This is a genomic window from Pseudoalteromonas sp. 20-92, assembly GCF_030847595.1.
In the GTDB taxonomy this organism is placed as follows: domain Bacteria; phylum Pseudomonadota; class Gammaproteobacteria; order Enterobacterales; family Alteromonadaceae; genus Pseudoalteromonas; species Pseudoalteromonas fuliginea.
Genome location: NZ_JANJGQ010000005.1, coordinates 84,371 through 100,635, shown reverse-complemented (window position 1 = coordinate 100,635; position 16,265 = coordinate 84,371). Strand labels below are relative to the sequence as shown.

Genomic DNA, 16,265 nt, shown 5'->3' with positions numbered 1-16,265 from the left:
CTTATAGAAAAAGGAGGGCAGATTTAAATCTGCCCTCCTTTTTTATACTAATTGCATTAAATTAGTGAGTTATTTAATTCGCTAGAATGATCATGTTTTTAATAAAAGGTGTATTATTTTGTAGAATAAATAAGTTCTATATTGACTATTTTACTGCGATTAAGGGTAATTTTATAACGTTGGTAAAGCTTTTTATCCTCTTCAGTTAACACCAGCACCATGTTTAATTGATAGCGCCTTTCTACTGCCTGCTTAGAAATTTTATTACTGTCTAAATGATATAACTTGCCCTCTCCCCGCTTTAAGTAACGTGCAAATGGTGCAAGGTTAAAATGTAATGTTTGCTGTAGCGTATCGTAACCTGGTAAAAATTCTTTTGCGCTTACACGCGTTTCACTTGCAAAATGCAACCACTGAGCCGCTTGTTTATTTTGCTGACGACGTTTTGAAAAAATAGATTTAACTTCTTTAGGGATTTTTTTAAAACGTGTGTATTCGAGCCAAATAAACTGACTCGCTATTTTATCTTTAGTAATGCTATTTTTAAAACTAAATCGCCATTTAGGTCTACCCTGCACAATAGCCCGCCAGATTACACGTGTTATGTCTTCTTTAAATATTTCTCGTAAGCCATAGATCAGCCCTAAAATCAAAATAAGGGTTGCAGTTACTTCTGTAAAACTTGAGCGCGCGTTTAATATTACCACCATCACAAAAGCCATTATAACGGCCGTCACTGTGCCTTTAACCAAACGTTTTAGATAGCTATTCAAAAATCGCGTTTGCCGCTGTAATATAACGCCATGCTCAATTAAGCGTTGTAGCAAGCGCATCTTATTCGTTATTCGATTAGCATCTTGCATGGTGGTTTCAGAATTATAATTTTTATCAGCGCGGTACGTATTTTCATTTTTACAAAATTGTAGTAACTCATTACGTTCTTTTGCATAATCGCTGCTACGTGGGCCTTCATCTAAAAGCTTTAAAAAAGATTGCTCAACATGCCAACTCAAGTAATTATCGGCATTGGTAAAAAATGGCAGTAACTTTTCATCATCAGGCGTATATCGACGCAGCTTTTTTAAAAGTCCTTCACTTTGTTCGTACACTTCATTGGCGCGTTTATAAAAATCATCAGCCTCGCTAATTTTTAACGCATCTTTTATATCGGCGTCGAGTGCTAAACGTACTTGGTAACAGAATAAATTAAGATTTTGCCGATAATCTTGCTGTTCGCCTTTGTTTTTACTAACAAAACGACTTCGCACCAAGGGCAAATGAATATTATTAGCGTTATACGCTAAGTGCGATTTAAAATGGTTATTAAAGTAGGATTCTTCAGTGAGGGTTTGCGGATTAATCCCCATTTCGTTCGGAATCGAAAAGTACAGATCAATACGCTGCTCAGAACGAGGGTTCAGTTCTGGTTCAATGACAAAAGATAAGTTTTCGTCTTGTTTTAACAATCAGTTCTCCTTCTAATTTACTCTTTAAGTGTACTTGCCTCCTTCGTTTTGTTCAATAAAAAAGGCCCAGTAAATACTGAGCCTTAATGAATTTATATTGCTAATTAAAGTTTAATATTAACACCAGCAAATAAACGGCGACCTAGTACATCATATGTAAATGGGTCAGTGTTTGAGTCATTGTTACCTGAGTAATACGGTGGCTCTTTGTCAAACATGTTATTAACACCAGCAGAAACGGTCAATACATCATTGATCATGTAAGATGCGCTAATGTCGTGGTATACAACTGATGGTGTAGTTGGTGCATAACAGCTATCATCGCTAACACATGCAAAGCTATCCATACCCGCTATGTAACGAGCTTCATAAGTAGCATCCCAGTTATCGCCTTTAACTTTTAAGCTAAAGTTTGACTTAATGTCTGCGTAACCACCTGAACCACTGGTAATTAATCCTGAATAATCTACGATAGCACCAGTATCAACAACATACTCATCTAAGTAAGTTGTATCTAGGCCTGCTTTCCACGCTAAACCTAACGCATCAAATGAGTAGTTAAGGTTTAAATCGATACCAGATGTTTTCTCTGAACCAATGTTACGTAGTTGGTTATTGAAAACAATACGGCCATCAGCTTGGAATACGGCTGAAGTACTAGTACATACATCATTAGAGCTACTATTTGCATTACCAATACATTGGTCAACTACAAATTGGTTGTTGTAAGTAGAAATAGCATTTTCGATTTCAATGTCGTAGTAATCTAACGTCATTGAAAAGCCTTCAAACCATTCTGGCTCATATACAACACCAAATGTAAGCGTATCAGCTTCTTCAGGTGTTAGGTTTTGGTTACCACCAACAGTTACTTCTGCTTGGCTATCAGCACCTGGGTAGCTTACTTGTTCATAAGATGGCGCGTTACCTGAATAAAGCTCATCTACAGTTGGTGCACGGAATGCCGTAGAACGAACACCGCGTAGCATTAGTTCATCATTTACACGCCAAGTTAAGCCTAGTTTCCAAGTTTCATCTGAACCGAATGTGCTGTAATCAAACGCACGAATCGCTGCACTTAGTTCGATAGAATCAGCAAAAGATGCATCAGCTAATAAAGGAATTGCAAATTCAACAAACGCTTCATTTACATCAAAGCCACCGCTTGTTGGATCTACACGAGGGTCATTGCCTAAACCTTGTGCTGCAATTGAATCAGGTGTGTACCAAGCTTTTTCTTGACGGTGTTCAACACCGGCTGCAAATGCTGCATAGCCAGCAGGCATTTCAAATAGTTCACCTGAAAGTGATGCCGCTAGGATAAATAACTGGCTGCCACCTGAGTTTTGTTCTGTGTAAATATACTCTTGTACATTTGACTGAGCCCAAGCTGCTTCATCTAACGGATTAAATGTACCGGCTTCAATTGCAGAATTAATTGCAGAAACATTGTGCAAGTTACTCATTTTATCTACAGAGTCGTTACGACCAAAGTTTGCAGAAAAATCCCAAGAGTAATCGCTAATTTCACCTTCAGCGCCTAGCACGATACGAACGGTATCAACCGTTTGAGATAAATCACGCGTACCACTTTCAGCCATACGACGACGGTAGCTAATCTTGTCATTGTAAGCGTAGTTAGTTGCTGTAGTTACGTAATTATCATCTGCATCTTTTACAAATGCATTATTAGCAACTTGACGTTTATCATAAGTTTGGCTTAATAAACTATCACCCATGCTATCAGCATAAGTAAAACCAAAATTAATAGGTTGCGGTGCTAATTGTTGCTCAGACCAACGCTTGGTATAAGTAAATTCACTGAAAAGTCTAGTATCATCACTTATTTCATATTTACCAACACCTGTAATGTTTAAACGTTCCATAGGTGTGTATAAGTAGCTCTTTGCTGCATAGTTATATGCATCAGCTGCATCGGTAAAGCGATGTAAGCTACCACCAAGTCCGCTTAAGCCGCTATCATTTGCAACGCCTTGTTGTTCTATTTCGCCATCACTGTTTACTATGCCAGCAGTGTTTACGTTGTAAATGTGTCCGCCTTCGCTGAACGAAGAACCACCACAGTAAAGACCATTGTCGCCTTCAAATAATGGGCAATTTGAAAAACCACGATCAGCTTGGCTTGCTTCTCCACGATTAGTGTACTGCGCACCAAAAACGATATTACCTTTATCGAATGAAGTACCTACAGTAAAGTCAATCGACGTTTCAGATGCATCATGTTTAGATGTCATTGCTGAATTAACGTTTAAATCTAACCCTTCAAAATCATTTTTAAGAATGATATTTACTACACCTGCAACCGCATCTGTGCCGTATACAGCTGAAGCACCGTCTTTAAGCACTTCAATTTGTTTGATCATTGATACTGGAATAGTGTTCAAATCAACAGTTGATGAAGCGCCAGTACCTGAGTTGATCATACGACGACCATTTACAAGCACTAAAGTACGCTGTGAACCTAAGCCACGAAGATCAATAGATGCATTACCGCCTGAACCATTGTTCACGCCAGGATTAGTCATTGCACCGCCAGTGGCTGTCATTTGTTGAAGCACACTGTCTACAGATGTTGCGCCAGAAGCTCTGATTTCATCTGCGCCAATTAGCGTTACTGGGCTAGCGGTTTCCATGTCAGAACGCTTAATGCGAGAACCCGTAATTTGAATCTTTTCGATTGATTTTGCTGCTTCGTCAGCCGCTAAAACTTGCACACTTGAGAACATCGGGATTGCTGCGATTACAGCTAAACCAAGAGTTGATTTTTTCATTAAAGAACCCTACTTGTTGGAAATTTACCGTGATTGGTAATGCTCACTTGTTATAAGAATAGTGAGTCAGGTCGGCAACTTAGGCGCTTTTAACTGAACGAAAACTTAACGAGCGGTCAGATTTTAATTTCCGTAAAAATAGAATAACCAGTAAAGGTACACACGTTACAGATTGTTTCATTGTTAATTAATAAATACACATAAAAATCAGTTACTTACATGATTCATGATACATTCAAAAAACACCTGAAATCAAAGTGATTCACTTTGTAATCAAATGTAATTAGTAGAAAAATATCCCGATATTTGATTAATTAACAAGTTAATCACAGCGCATTATTAAAACCGCAAAACTAAATGTTAATTACTAACCATATTTATGCAGAATGAGCGATTAATTAGTCTTATTTAGCTGCTTAGGAGGCGTTTAAGGAGAAATTTTTTATTCAGGAAACATTAAAAATGAACTTTTTAAAATCACATCAAAAGTAAATATAATTTTAGCCATGGCTTACTTTTAGATATTTATTTTAAAAGCATACATTTACTTTTTAGCTTAAGTAAAAGCCTGTTTCGTACCGTTACTTTATAGATAGCTGACAATAATTATTAAACACTAAATACTCGCTGTTCAAAATATCTCTTTAAAATGTTTTTTGCTGGCCTAGTAGTTACAAGTGATCAGAACTGGGCTTTGCTTAACCTGAAATCGGATTACTTATTCTTTAGTGTAGGACTGTGGATATAAACTAGGAATGGCTATCAACAAGGTTAGGTCATAAATTGCGTCATCACTTTAATAAGTTCCTACCCAATCAATAAAAACTTAATACGTACTAATTTATGTAAAAGCTTTAAGGACTGTTGACCTTGCAGAATTAAGTTTGTTCTACGTAATGGAATTTAATCACGGCGCGAGATTTGTAACCTTGCAGGCTAAAAAAGCGAGCTACAAAGGGAAATCATCCCTAGGTCTAATTCATAGGGCGGCACATGTTTGGCATTTATACTGTGTTATCACCGCTTGGTTGAAATAAAAATACTGCGCAGGCGTACGCTGCCTAAAAACGATGCATTCTGCTGAAAATTCAATCTCGAAAGATAAACCGCTTCTGAGTGATCTAATTAATTTAAATATCGTAACTTTATATGTTAGTACGTTACATAAAAATTATAGTTAAGTATCTGTTCTACTAAAGATGTTTGATTAAGTATTGTGAGCTCCAAGCGCCAAAGCATATTCTTTTCAGAGCAAATACCGACCATAGTGTTGCTTTGCCAAAGTCCACCCTTTCTTATGAACTGTTGAGGTATGTACCCCATATACATAGTAACGCCTTTTAATTTTGCGTCTGTAATGTGCAACCCGTTTGGTAGCTCACTGAAAATTGTAAATGGAGTTTCGGGGGAAAGTGTAGAATTGCTTAACCATACTTTAACACCACTTGGGAAAGTACATGGTAAATTGGCATCACATTGCGTTGTTTTTAGAAGCTGGGCTTCATTTTTTTCAGAAAAATCACATGCTATTAATAAAAAAAACGCTACAAAAAATATGGGTAATCTATATATAAGCATAACAATCTCGCTGTAAATAAAAGCGAATACTAATAATCGGGTCTATAAATAACAAGTGGGAGTGTTACTATTAGTCGAAATATGGCACAAACTGTATCAAAAAATAAACAACAAGCTCACAAAGTTTGATTGATGTCATAATATTACGTAATTGACCTATCTTTTTTAGGTCAAAAAATTTATCATTTCACCCGCAAAAATTAAGGGTTTCTCGAGTTTGTTTTCTGAAGCATTCATGCTTTGAACGTTTTAGGTAACATGCTTGTGAAGTAATAGTAGGCCCCACTTTTTAAAAGTGGGTAATTCATTTCTAAACGCATTTATTGCAGCGGAAGCCAGAAAATGAGCCAAACAGTAGCATCACAAACTGAGTATAACTATAAAGTTGTACGCCAATTCGCTATTATGACAGTGATTTGGGGCATCGTTGGCATGAGTATTGGGGTTCTGATTGCTGCCCAATTAGCTTGGCCAGCACTTAACTTTGATACACCATGGTTAACATACTCTCGACTACGTCCGTTACACACGAACGCAGTAATTTTCGCATTTGGTACTAGTGCACTTTTTGCGACGTCTTATTACGTCGTACAACGTACTTGTCAAACGCGTCTTTTCTCAGACAAACTCGCCGCCTTTTCATTTTGGGGCTGGCAGCTGGTTATAGTATTAGCAGTAATAACGCTTCCTTTAGGTATTACTAGCTCAAAAGAATATGCAGAACTTGAGTGGCCAATCGATATTTTAATCGCTGTGGTTTGGATTGTTTACGCCATTGTATTCTTTGGTACTTTAATCAAGCGTAAAGTGTCGCACATTTATGTTGCTAACTGGTTCTATGCTGGCTTTATAATTACTGTTGCAGTGCTTCATATTGTAAACAGCATGGCTGTGCCTGTGTCGTTAACTAAATCATACTCAATCTATGCAGGTGCGGTAGATGCTATGGTTCAGTGGTGGTACGGTCATAACGCTGTAGGTTTCCTATTAACTGCTGGTTTCTTAGGTATGATGTACTACTTTGTACCAAAACAAGCAGGTCGCCCAGTTTACTCATACCGTTTATCGGTAGTTCACTTTTGGGCACTAATTTCATTATATATCTGGGCTGGTCCTCACCACCTTCACTACACTGCGCTTCCTGATTGGACGCAAAGTTTAGGTATGGTTATGTCTATTATCCTATTCGTACCGTCTTGGGGTGGTATGATTAACGGTATTATGACACTGTCTGGCGCGTGGCATAAACTACGCACTGATCCAGTACTGCGTTTCTTAGTTGTTTCATTGTCTTTCTACGGTATGTCTACGTTTGAAGGTCCTATGATGGCAATTAAATCTGTAAATGCGTTATCTCACTACACAGATTGGACAATCGGCCACGTACACTCAGGTGCGCTAGGTTGGGTTGCTATGATTTCAATTGGTGCTATTTACCACTTAATTCCTGCGTTATTTGCGCAAGGTCGTATGTATAGCGTTAAATTGGTTAATACCCACTTCTGGTTACACACTGTAGGTGTTGTTTTATACATTGTTGCAATGTGGATCTCTGGTGTAATGCAAGGTCTAATGTGGCGTGCAGTGAATGCTGACGGTACATTAATGTACAGCTTTGTGCAGTCTTTAGAAGCGTCGCATCCTTTCTACATCATGCGTTTTGTAGGCGGTGTATTCATCGTAACAGGCATGTTAGTTATGGCTTATAACGTTTTCCGTACAATTTCAGCTGAGAAAGAATCTCTGAAGTTAGACGCGCAAGCACAATTAGCATAACGGAGTGAGATGATGAGCAATAAAAATTCACAAAATAAACATGAGATAGTAGAAAAAAACGTTGGCCTTATGGCTATTCTGACTGTTTTTGCTATCAGCTTTGGTGCATTAGTTGAAATTACTCCGCTAATGTTCCAAGACGACACAACTAAACCAGTAGAAGGCCTACGCCCTCTTAACGCTTTAGAAATGGAAGGCCGTGATATATATGTACGTGAAGGTTGTTATAACTGTCACTCACAAATGATCCGCCCTTTTCGTGATGAAGTTGAGCGTTACGGTCACTACTCTGTAGCAGGCGAATCAGTATGGGATCACCCTTTTCAATGGGGTTCTAAACGTACTGGTCCTGACCTTGCTCGCGTTGGTAAACGTTACTCGGACGATTGGCATTATGCTCACTTAGTTGACCCACGTGCCGTGGTTCCTGAGTCGAATATGCCAGGTTTTCCTTGGTTAGCAGAGGATAAGGTAGATACAAGCCTGACTCTGAAAAAACTACAAATTTTCCGTGATACTTTTGCTATTAACCCAGAAAACCCTAAACACCCGGGCCTAGGTTATGGCAGCGACGAAGAACTTAAAGCTGATGTTGAAAAAGTTAACGCTATGAATAACGGCGAAGGCGCAACGGAGATGCAAGCTCTAATCGCGTATTTACAGCAACTTGGTACCCACTTGAAGTAAATTATTATGGATTACGGAACATACAGAGGCATTTTGACTCTGGTAATTTTAGTATTGTTTATTGTGATTGTTGTATGGGCATATAGCAAGCGTAGCAAAAATCGTTTTGATAGCGCTGCTAATGCCATTTTCGAAGATGAAAAAAAACATAACAACACACTCTCTAACGAGGAAAAGGAGTCTGAAAAATGACTAGCTTTTGGAGTATTTGGGTTATTGTATTAACCCTTGCATGCTTATGCATCATCTTTGGCTTATTAGTTTGGAACTTAAAAAACTATGCTGGCGTAAAAGAAGGTGAAAGCTGTGGACATGAATTTGACGGCATTGAAGAGCTAAATAATCCACTACCAAAATGGTGGACTTACATGTTTTTCGCAACTTTTATTTGGTCAGTATATTACCTTGCAGCTTACCCAGGTTTAGGTAACTGGGAAGGTTTAGGTAAATGGACTAGTTCTAATCAAGGTATTACGTCTTTAGCTGAGTCTAAAAAAGCAGTTGCAGAGGCCAAAGCTGAAGGTCGTTTTGTTAAACTCGATAAAGAGTACGAAGCCGCAGAAGAACGCTTTGGTCCTATTTTTAACCGACTTGCACAAGTGCCGGTTTTAGATTTAGTTAATTCTAAGTTTGAAGGTGACGCAGCGCAGCAAGTTGCTCTAAAAAATGGCGACAAACATGAGCAAACAGATGGCCAATTAGCCATCGAAATTGGTCAGCGTTTATTCTCACAAAACTGTGCGCAATGTCACGGCTCTGATGCGCGTGGTGGAACTGGCTTCCCTAACCTAACTGATAAAGATTGGTTATATGGCGGTACACCAGACAAAATTAGAGAAACTCTGCTTAATGGTCGTATTGCAGCGATGCCTGCTTGGGGCCCAGCTCTTGGCGAGCAAGGCGTTAAAGAAATGACAGCACATGTGCTGAGCCTTTCTGGCCGTACTGTTAACCAAAAAGATGCAGCAGCAGGCGCCGCTAAGTTTGCAATGTGCGCCGCATGTCACGGTGCTGATGGTAAAGGGTCGGTTGCACATAACCTACCATTTGGCGCACCTAACCTGACTGATAACATTTGGTTATACGGTGGCTCTCAACGCGCTGTTGAAGAAACGCTTAACCACGGCCGTGCTGGTGTAATGCCTGCTTGGAAAGACATTTTAGGTGAAGATAAGATTCACTTATTAACAGCCTACGTTTACAGTTTATCGCAAGATAAATAAGCACGCGGTTAATAAAATGTTTATAAATTAATTTATTTAATTCAATAGATTAATCCAGATCAAAAAAGCCTCCACTGTGAGGCTTTTTTTTAGTCTTTTACGTATAATTCCTATAAAATAATGCTTCCTAAACTAATTTTAGAGACACTATGCAACCTACTCCGTGGTATAAAAATTTTTGGCCTTGGTTTTTAATCTTTTTTCCGTTAGTTGCCATTATTGGCTGTATTAGCTTGTTTATTACGGCGATAGGTAACGGCCCAGATATGGTTGTTGACGACTACTACAAAAAAGGGAAAGCAATAAACTTAGAATTAACCAAGTTTGAAAAAGCAAAAGCACTTTATTTACACGGCGAATTAAATGTTACTAATGAACGTGTAAGCTTTAAATTTACAAAAGGCGATAGCAGCAATGTGCATGTATTAAAGCTCTCGTTTTACCATCGCACCATTAAAGCGCATGACTTTGAAGCCACACTTACTCCTAATGCCAATCAAGAGTTTACTGCATTACTTGATGAGTACACACCGGGTGCATATTCTGTATTTATTGAGCCAATTGATGGTAGTTGGAAACTAAAAGAGAACATTGTTCTACCGACGGCTGAAACCGTTTTAGTTAATCCTAACTATAAGTAGTCATTACTATGTCTAACTTTTGCTTTCATTGCCTTGAAAGTGTGCCAACCGGATTTAGCGCAAGCGTTATCATTGACGATAAAGCCCAGCCGATGTGTTGCATTGGCTGCCAAGCTGTTGCGCAAAATATTGTTGATCAAGGTATGACCGACTACTATAAATACCGAACAGTTCGCGCTGGAAAAGTCGAACAGCTAGTACCTGAGCAACTCGCATTTATAAAAAGTTATGACAACGAAGACATTCAAGACGAATTTATAGCCACTAACGATAATATCTCAGAGGTATTATTGAGCGTTGAAGGTATAACCTGCGCAGCATGTGCATGGCTAATCGAAAAACAACTTTTAAATTTAACCTCAGTTAAACGTGTTGATGTAAACACATCTACCAATCGCGCGATGATCCAATGGGATAAAACCAGTACCCCATTAAGTGAAGTTATTACTTCCTTAGCTAAAATTGGTTATAAAGCCTACCCGTTTCAATCAGATATTGAAGCACAACAAAAACAGCAAACCGCCAAAGCCTATATTCGCCGCTTAGGTGTTGCAGGCTTAATGACCATGCAAGTTATGATGTTTGCGTTTGCCATGTACTTTGGCATGTTCTCCGGCATGGACAGCAATTTTGAGCAGTATTTTAGATGGATCAGCTTAGTACTAGCCTCTCCGGTTATTTTATACAGTGCACTGCCCTTTTTAACCAATGCTATAAATGGACTAAAAGCAAAACAGCTCAATATGGATTTACCCGTATCACTGGCTATTTTTGGTGCGTTTGGTGCAAGTTGTTACGCCACATTTATGCAAGTCGGCGAAGTATATTTTGAATCTGTGTGCATGTTTACCTTTTTACTTTTATTAGGTAAGTATCTTGAATTTAGAGCGCGTTTAAAAGCGAGCGAGTTTACTGCCAACTTACAAAAATTATTACCACTAACAGCCCGCACCATTAACGAAAGTGGCGAAGAGCTTATAATTGCAGCAAAAAAACTAAAGCTTAATGATGTAGTGCTTATTAAAGCCGGTGAAACAATTCCGGCCGACGGCGAACTTATTAAAGGTAAAACTACGGTTGATGAATCAATGATGACGGGCGAACACCAACCCGTTACAAAATTTATCGGCCACAATGTCTATGCCGGTTGCGTTAACCACGACGGCTTTATTGAAATAAAAATTAATAAAATTGGTCAAAATACGCTTTTAAACCAAATTATACGCCTGCAACATAACGCTTTAACCAAGCGCCCTAAACTGGTTGAAATTACAGATAAAGTAGCGCAATGGTTTATTGCGTCTTTACTTATATTTGCTTCACTTACAGCTATTGGCTGGTACCAAATTGACCCTGAACACGCATTTTGGATCACCATTTCGGTTTTAGTTGCTACCTGCCCATGTGCCCTGAGTTTAGCGATACCAACCGCACTTACATGCGCGGTTGCAACACTTACTCGTAAAGGCGTGTTGATAAAACAAGCACATGTGCTCGAAACACTCTCACAAATTACGTTATTTGCGTTTGATAAAACAGGCACGCTCACCCAAGGTAAATTTAGCCTTGATGAAGTGGATATAATCGATAAGCAATACACAAAAGCGCAAGTGCTAGATATGGCAGCTATGTTAGAGCGTTATTCTGAACACCCTATAGCCAGCGCATTTGATGAAATTACCCCTGCTCACCACAACCTTGATAACGTTGAAGTGCATCCAGGTCTGGGAATTAGCGCACAAGATGCAAACAATCATTACGCAATTGGTAAAAGTGGTTGGTTTGATAGCAAAAAATCAAATGCACAAGCGAGCTTGTATATTAATAAGCAAGTTGTAGCACGTTTTTACTTTATTGATAAAGTGAAAAACGATGCTCAAAAGCTTATAGGCTCACTTCAATCGCAAAATTTAACGTGTCATATGTTAACCGGTGACGCATCAGATGCTGGGCAAAAAGTAGCTAAACAACTCAGCCTTGAAAGTGTGCAATCTGGATGTTCGCCACAAGATAAACAAACAGCCGTTGAACAATGGGCGTCACAAAACGAAGTAGTTGCAATGGTCGGCGATGGCGTAAACGACAGTCCTGTATTTGCCAGTGCACACTTATCCATTGCAATGGAAACAGGTGCTGACATATCAAAAAATAGCGCCGATGTAGTGCTTCTTAATAGCGATTTAGCTTCAATCGATCATTTACTCAATGTGGCAAAACAAACAAGACGTATTATTAAGCAAAACCTTGCGCTGTCTCTATTGTATAATGCGTCCATATTACCATTGGCGGCATTAGGCTTAGTTGCTCCGTGGATGGCTGTTATTGGCATGTCTGCCAGCTCAATTATCGTGATTAGTAATTCACTAAGGCTATTAAAGTTATGAGCATAATTTACATTTTGATCCCCATTGCCATTTTATTTGTCATTATTGCTATTGGCGTGTTTTTTTGGGCCGTAAAAAGTGAGCAGTTTTCTGATTTAAACAAACAAGGTCATAGTATTTTGTTTGAAGACGACAAAGAGCAACACAACAAAAGTAATGATTGATCCTCTTTATACCAGTGCATTTTTAATGGGGCTAATAGGTAGCGGCCATTGCATTGCTATGTGCGGCGGTATTGCAAGCTCATTACAACTGGCAAGCGACAAACGTAAAACATTTACCTATTCATTTGCTTATAATATTGGACGCGCACTTAGCTACATGGCAGCAGGCGCGCTTGTTGCTGGTATTAGCAGTCAATTTGCTAGGCAAAATACGTCTTTTTCTTTAGCCCTTTCATTCATTGCAGCTATTTTTATGCTCCTAGTCGGCATATATATAATGCGCTTGGGCCCTACGCTGCAGTGGTTAGAGAAAATAGGTAGAACCTTGGTATGGCAACACATTGTTAAGCTAAATAAATATTTAATGCCTATTAACTCTCCTTTTAAAGCCCTAGGTTACGGTGCATTGTGGGGCTGGCTGCCTTGTGGACTTGTATACTCAGCGCTTACATGGGCGATGACTAGTCCAAGTGCTTTAGATGGCGCTTTAGTGATGCTTTGTTTTGCTTTAGGTACTTTTCCGGCAATGATCACTCTAGGTATCACCGCACAAAAGCTAAATAGTATTATTAACCATCCATGGACTCGCATTGTATTAGGCAGTGTTATAATTTGGTATGGTATCTACTTATTGATTATTGCAACCGACAAGCTGGTACACTAATCTAGACAACGTCGTGCATAAAAATTAAAAACGGATTAAAATATGGATTTCTCTCAAAGTCGCGCTAAAAGCAATTGTGCTATTAGCTGTAATAACTGCAGTATCAGTCAATTGTGTTTGCCATTTTCACTCAATGGCCAAGAAATGGATAAGCTTGACGAAATTATTGAGCGAAAAAAACCACTCCATAAAGGCGACTACTTATTTGAATCAGGCGCCCCTTTACAAGCTATTTATGCAGTACGTTCAGGTTCATTTAAATCTTATACACTATCAGAACAAGGCGATGAGCAAATAACCGGATTTCATTTAGCGGGCGATTTGGTGGGCTTTGACGCGATAAGCAAAATGGCGCATCAGAGCTTTTCGCAAGCACTCGAAACGTCAATGGTATGCGAAATTCCATTTGATACACTTGATGAACTTGCTGGTAAATTACCAAAACTTCGTCAACAAATTATGCGTTTAATGAGCAGTGAGATTACATACGATCAAGAAATGCTGTTATTACTTAATAAAAAATCAGCAGAAGAACGCTTAGCTAGTTTTATTTATAACCTGTCAGAGCGTTTTGGCGAGCGTGGTTTTTCGCGTAAAGAATTTAGATTTACCATGACTCGTGGTGAAATAGGTAACTACTTAGGCCTTACCGTAGAAACTATTAGCCGCTTATTAAGCCGTTTTCAAAAAGCTGACTTAATTAAAGTAGAAGGTAAATTTATTACTATTTTAGATAACAATGCATTAGCTAAAGCCGCAGCAATTGTTAAATCTTGCTAAATAAAATAGTTTGATTTAGAACAACAATTTATGTGCTACCCCTTTAACTGTTTTGTATTTACGTTACACTAAAAATACACCCGTTAAGTAAATGGAGTAGCACATGGACACTATTAAACGCATTATTGCAGTTATTGACCCTACCAAAGACGATCAACACGGTTTAGCACGTTCAATAGATTTAGCTAAGAAATCTGGCGCAAGTATTACCGCCTTTATGACGGTTTATGACTTCTCTTATGAAATGACCACAATGCTCTCTGGCGATGAACGAGAAGCTATGCGCGACGCTGTTGTTAAAGACCGCGAACTATGGCTAAGTGATTTGGTTTCTCCCTACAAAGATATAAGTATTGAAACTCAAGTTGTATGGCATAACCGCCCTTATGAAGCTATTATTGATGCCGTAATTGATGAAAAGTACGATTTAGTAATTAAAGGCACACATCAACATGGTGCACTTAAATCCGTTATTTTCACCCCTACAGATTGGCACTTAGTACGTAAATGCCCAGCTCCGGTATTGTTTGTAAAAGAAATGGCATGGCCAGCAAACGGAAATATTTTAGCTGCTGTAAATGCAGTTAGTGAAAACGAAGAACATGTAGCACTTAATAAACGAGTTATCAAAGATGCACAATTTTTATGTGGACTCGCCAATGCAACACTCAATTTAGTTAATGCCTACCCTGCAACCCCCGTTAATATCGCTATCGAAATCCCTGAGTTTAACCCTGGACTTTATAACGAATCAGTTAAAAAACATCACCACGAATCAACCAATGAACTTGCCGCTGAATTTAATTTAAGCCAAGAACAATGTTTTATTGAAGAAGGCTTACCAGAGGATGTAATTCCTGATGTGGCTAAGCGATTAAATAGTGAATTGGTTGTTATTGGTACTGTAGGTCGTACAGGTTTAAGTGCAGCACTTGTAGGTAATACTGCAGAGCATGTAATTGATAGCCTTGACTGCGATGTATTGGCACTTAAACCCGATGGTTACGTAAGCCCGTTGGCAAAAAAGCTAGATTAACCAAAAAATTTTTTAGCAAATAACAGCACGTACCTTACTTGCTAAAAATACCGCGTTTAATTACATCCTAAACTCGCATATTCAGGTGGTTTGGGTATAATACGCCCCTTTATTTTTAGCAAATAACTTTGCTGCATTGTTTTACTAGGGGGCGTAATTGTCACACTCAGATCAAGCTAAAGCTCAATTTAACTTAAATAAGCTGCAAAAGCGTTTACGTCGCCAAACTGGTCAAGCCGTTATGGACTTCAATATGATTGAAGAAGGTGACCGTATAATGGTGTGTTTATCAGGTGGCAAAGACAGCTATACAATGCTTGAAATGCTGCAGCATTTAAAACGTGTTGCACCAATAAAGTTTGATCTAGTTGTTGTAAACCTTGATCAAAAACAACCAGATTTTCCTGAGCATGTATTGCCCCAATACCTTGATAAATTAAATGTTGAATACAAAATTGTAGAAGAAGATACTTACAGTATTGTTACTGATATTATTCCTGAAGGGAAAACAACCTGTTCACTTTGCTCTCGTTTACGTCGTGGTATTTTATACCGCACAGCAAAAGAGCTAGGTGCTACAAAAATTGCGCTTGGCCATCATCGCGACGACATGATTGAAACCTTGTTTTTAAATATGTTTTACGGCGGTAAACTAAAGAGTATGCCCGCTAAATTAATGAGTGATAACGGTGAGCACATGGTTATTCGCCCGCTTGCATATTGCAGAGAAACCGATATAGCCCAATACGCATTTGCACAAGGTTACCCTATTATTCCTTGTAATTTATGTGGCTCGCAAGAAAACTTACAACGTAAACATACAAAAGCGATGCTCGCTAAATGGGATGCTGAGCACCCAGGACGTATAGAAAGCATTTTTACTGCAATGCAAAATATAGTTCCTTCGCATTTGGCCGATGCTGATCTATTTGATTTTAAAAATTTACAAACCGGTGAAGTAATTAATGGTGGTGATATCGCCCTTGATAAACCCGACATTCCTAAAGTGCCTGTTACAAATGAACTTGATGAACAAGAAGCGCCAAGTGTAGCTACTATAAACCTAAGCTAACT

General features: G+C 38.7%; 14 protein-coding genes. 11 read left to right on the top strand and 3 right to left on the bottom strand.

The genetic code is table 11. The features are described 5' to 3' along the window. Positions 1 to 113: 113 nt before the first annotated feature. The 3 genes from NRL14_RS07005 to NRL14_RS06995 all read right to left on the bottom strand — a co-directional run bounded on the left by NRL14_RS07005 (position 114) and on the right by NRL14_RS06995 (position 5,836). Positions 114 to 1,466: a hypothetical protein gene (locus tag NRL14_RS07005; RefSeq protein ID WP_007375296.1), complete on the bottom strand. Its 1,353-nt coding sequence runs from the start codon at positions 1,464 to 1,466 to the stop codon at positions 114 to 116. A 104-nt stretch (positions 1,467 to 1,570) separates the two neighbouring features. After that, positions 1,571 to 4,258, bottom strand: coding sequence for a TonB-dependent receptor (locus tag NRL14_RS07000; protein WP_007375297.1), 2,688 nt, complete (start codon positions 4,256 to 4,258; stop codon positions 1,571 to 1,573). 1,152 nt (positions 4,259 to 5,410) lie between these two features. Beyond that, on the bottom strand, positions 5,411 to 5,836 hold the full coding sequence (locus NRL14_RS06995) for a hypothetical protein (RefSeq protein WP_306724313.1): 426 nt from the start codon (positions 5,834 to 5,836) through the stop codon (positions 5,411 to 5,413). A 342-nt stretch (positions 5,837 to 6,178) separates the two neighbouring features. On the opposite strand from NRL14_RS06995, the gene ccoN reads away from it, so the two are divergent. The 11 genes from ccoN to ttcA all read left to right on the top strand — a co-directional run bounded on the left by ccoN (position 6,179) and on the right by ttcA (position 16,263). Further along, the gene (gene ccoN / locus NRL14_RS06990) at positions 6,179 to 7,612 is read left to right on the top strand and encodes a cytochrome-c oxidase, cbb3-type subunit I (protein WP_002961515.1); all 1,434 of its coding nucleotides are present in this window, start codon (positions 6,179 to 6,181) and stop codon (positions 7,610 to 7,612) included. A gap of 12 nt (positions 7,613 to 7,624) precedes the next feature. After that, complete coding sequence (gene ccoO, locus NRL14_RS06985; RefSeq protein ID WP_033016430.1) at positions 7,625 to 8,299, top strand: cytochrome-c oxidase, cbb3-type subunit II; 675 nt, start codon at positions 7,625 to 7,627, stop codon at positions 8,297 to 8,299. A gap of 6 nt (positions 8,300 to 8,305) precedes the next feature. Then, positions 8,306 to 8,491, top strand: a complete 186-nt coding sequence (locus NRL14_RS06980; RefSeq protein ID WP_024597380.1) for a CcoQ/FixQ family Cbb3-type cytochrome c oxidase assembly chaperone — start codon at positions 8,306 to 8,308, stop codon at positions 8,489 to 8,491. Then, positions 8,488 to 9,522, top strand: a complete 1,035-nt coding sequence (gene ccoP / locus NRL14_RS06975) for a cytochrome-c oxidase, cbb3-type subunit III (protein ID WP_007375299.1) — start codon at positions 8,488 to 8,490, stop codon at positions 9,520 to 9,522. The genes NRL14_RS06980 and ccoP overlap by 4 nt, the downstream gene beginning before the upstream one ends. Positions 9,523 to 9,671: 149 nt before the next feature. Next, on the top strand, positions 9,672 to 10,163 hold the full coding sequence (locus tag NRL14_RS06970; RefSeq protein WP_008139162.1) for a FixH family protein: 492 nt from the start codon (positions 9,672 to 9,674) through the stop codon (positions 10,161 to 10,163). Between the two features lie 8 nt (positions 10,164 to 10,171). Further along, positions 10,172 to 12,547, top strand: coding sequence for a heavy metal translocating P-type ATPase (locus NRL14_RS06965; RefSeq protein WP_306724312.1), 2,376 nt, complete (start codon positions 10,172 to 10,174; stop codon positions 12,545 to 12,547). After that, positions 12,544 to 12,711, top strand: coding sequence for a cbb3-type cytochrome oxidase assembly protein CcoS (ccoS, locus tag NRL14_RS06960; protein ID WP_002963071.1), 168 nt, complete (start codon positions 12,544 to 12,546; stop codon positions 12,709 to 12,711). The genes NRL14_RS06965 and ccoS overlap by 4 nt, the downstream gene beginning before the upstream one ends. Beyond that, entirely contained in the window at positions 12,704 to 13,375 is a 672-nt protein-coding gene (locus NRL14_RS06955) for a sulfite exporter TauE/SafE family protein (protein WP_008139160.1), read from the top strand. The genes ccoS and NRL14_RS06955 overlap by 8 nt, the downstream gene beginning before the upstream one ends. Positions 13,376 to 13,417: 42 nt before the next feature. Next, positions 13,418 to 14,155 (top strand): FNR family transcription factor, encoded by a 738-nt coding sequence (locus tag NRL14_RS06950; RefSeq protein ID WP_007375303.1) that lies wholly within the window; start codon positions 13,418 to 13,420, stop codon positions 14,153 to 14,155. A gap of 103 nt (positions 14,156 to 14,258) precedes the next feature. Further along, the gene (gene uspE, locus NRL14_RS06945; RefSeq protein WP_007375304.1) at positions 14,259 to 15,191 is read left to right on the top strand and encodes a universal stress protein UspE; all 933 of its coding nucleotides are present in this window, start codon (positions 14,259 to 14,261) and stop codon (positions 15,189 to 15,191) included. 157 nt (positions 15,192 to 15,348) lie between these two features. Then, positions 15,349 to 16,263 (top strand): tRNA 2-thiocytidine(32) synthetase TtcA, encoded by a 915-nt coding sequence (gene ttcA / locus NRL14_RS06940; RefSeq protein ID WP_306724311.1) that lies wholly within the window; start codon positions 15,349 to 15,351, stop codon positions 16,261 to 16,263. The last annotated feature ends 2 nt before the right edge of the window (positions 16,264 to 16,265 follow it).

Coding starts and splice junctions, on each gene's coding strand:
- NRL14_RS06950 (WP_007375303.1), top strand. CDS start 13,418: ATGGATTTCTCTCAAAGTCGCGCTAAAAGCAATTGTGCTATTAGCTGT.
- NRL14_RS06970 (WP_008139162.1), top strand. CDS start 9,672: ATGCAACCTACTCCGTGGTATAAAAATTTTTGGCCTTGGTTTTTAATC.
- NRL14_RS06965 (WP_306724312.1), top strand. CDS start 10,172: ATGTCTAACTTTTGCTTTCATTGCCTTGAAAGTGTGCCAACCGGATTT.
- ccoP (WP_007375299.1), top strand. CDS start 8,488: ATGACTAGCTTTTGGAGTATTTGGGTTATTGTATTAACCCTTGCATGC.
- ccoS (WP_002963071.1), top strand. CDS start 12,544: ATGAGCATAATTTACATTTTGATCCCCATTGCCATTTTATTTGTCATT.
- NRL14_RS06980 (WP_024597380.1), top strand. CDS start 8,306: ATGGATTACGGAACATACAGAGGCATTTTGACTCTGGTAATTTTAGTA.
- NRL14_RS06955 (WP_008139160.1), top strand. CDS start 12,704: ATGATTGATCCTCTTTATACCAGTGCATTTTTAATGGGGCTAATAGGT.
- NRL14_RS07000 (WP_007375297.1), bottom strand. CDS start 4,258: ATGAAAAAATCAACTCTTGGTTTAGCTGTAATCGCAGCAATCCCGATG.
- NRL14_RS06995 (WP_306724313.1), bottom strand. CDS start 5,836: ATGCTTATATATAGATTACCCATATTTTTTGTAGCGTTTTTTTTATTA.
- uspE (WP_007375304.1), top strand. CDS start 14,259: ATGGACACTATTAAACGCATTATTGCAGTTATTGACCCTACCAAAGAC.
- ccoN (WP_002961515.1), top strand. CDS start 6,179: ATGAGCCAAACAGTAGCATCACAAACTGAGTATAACTATAAAGTTGTA.
- ccoO (WP_033016430.1), top strand. CDS start 7,625: ATGAGCAATAAAAATTCACAAAATAAACATGAGATAGTAGAAAAAAAC.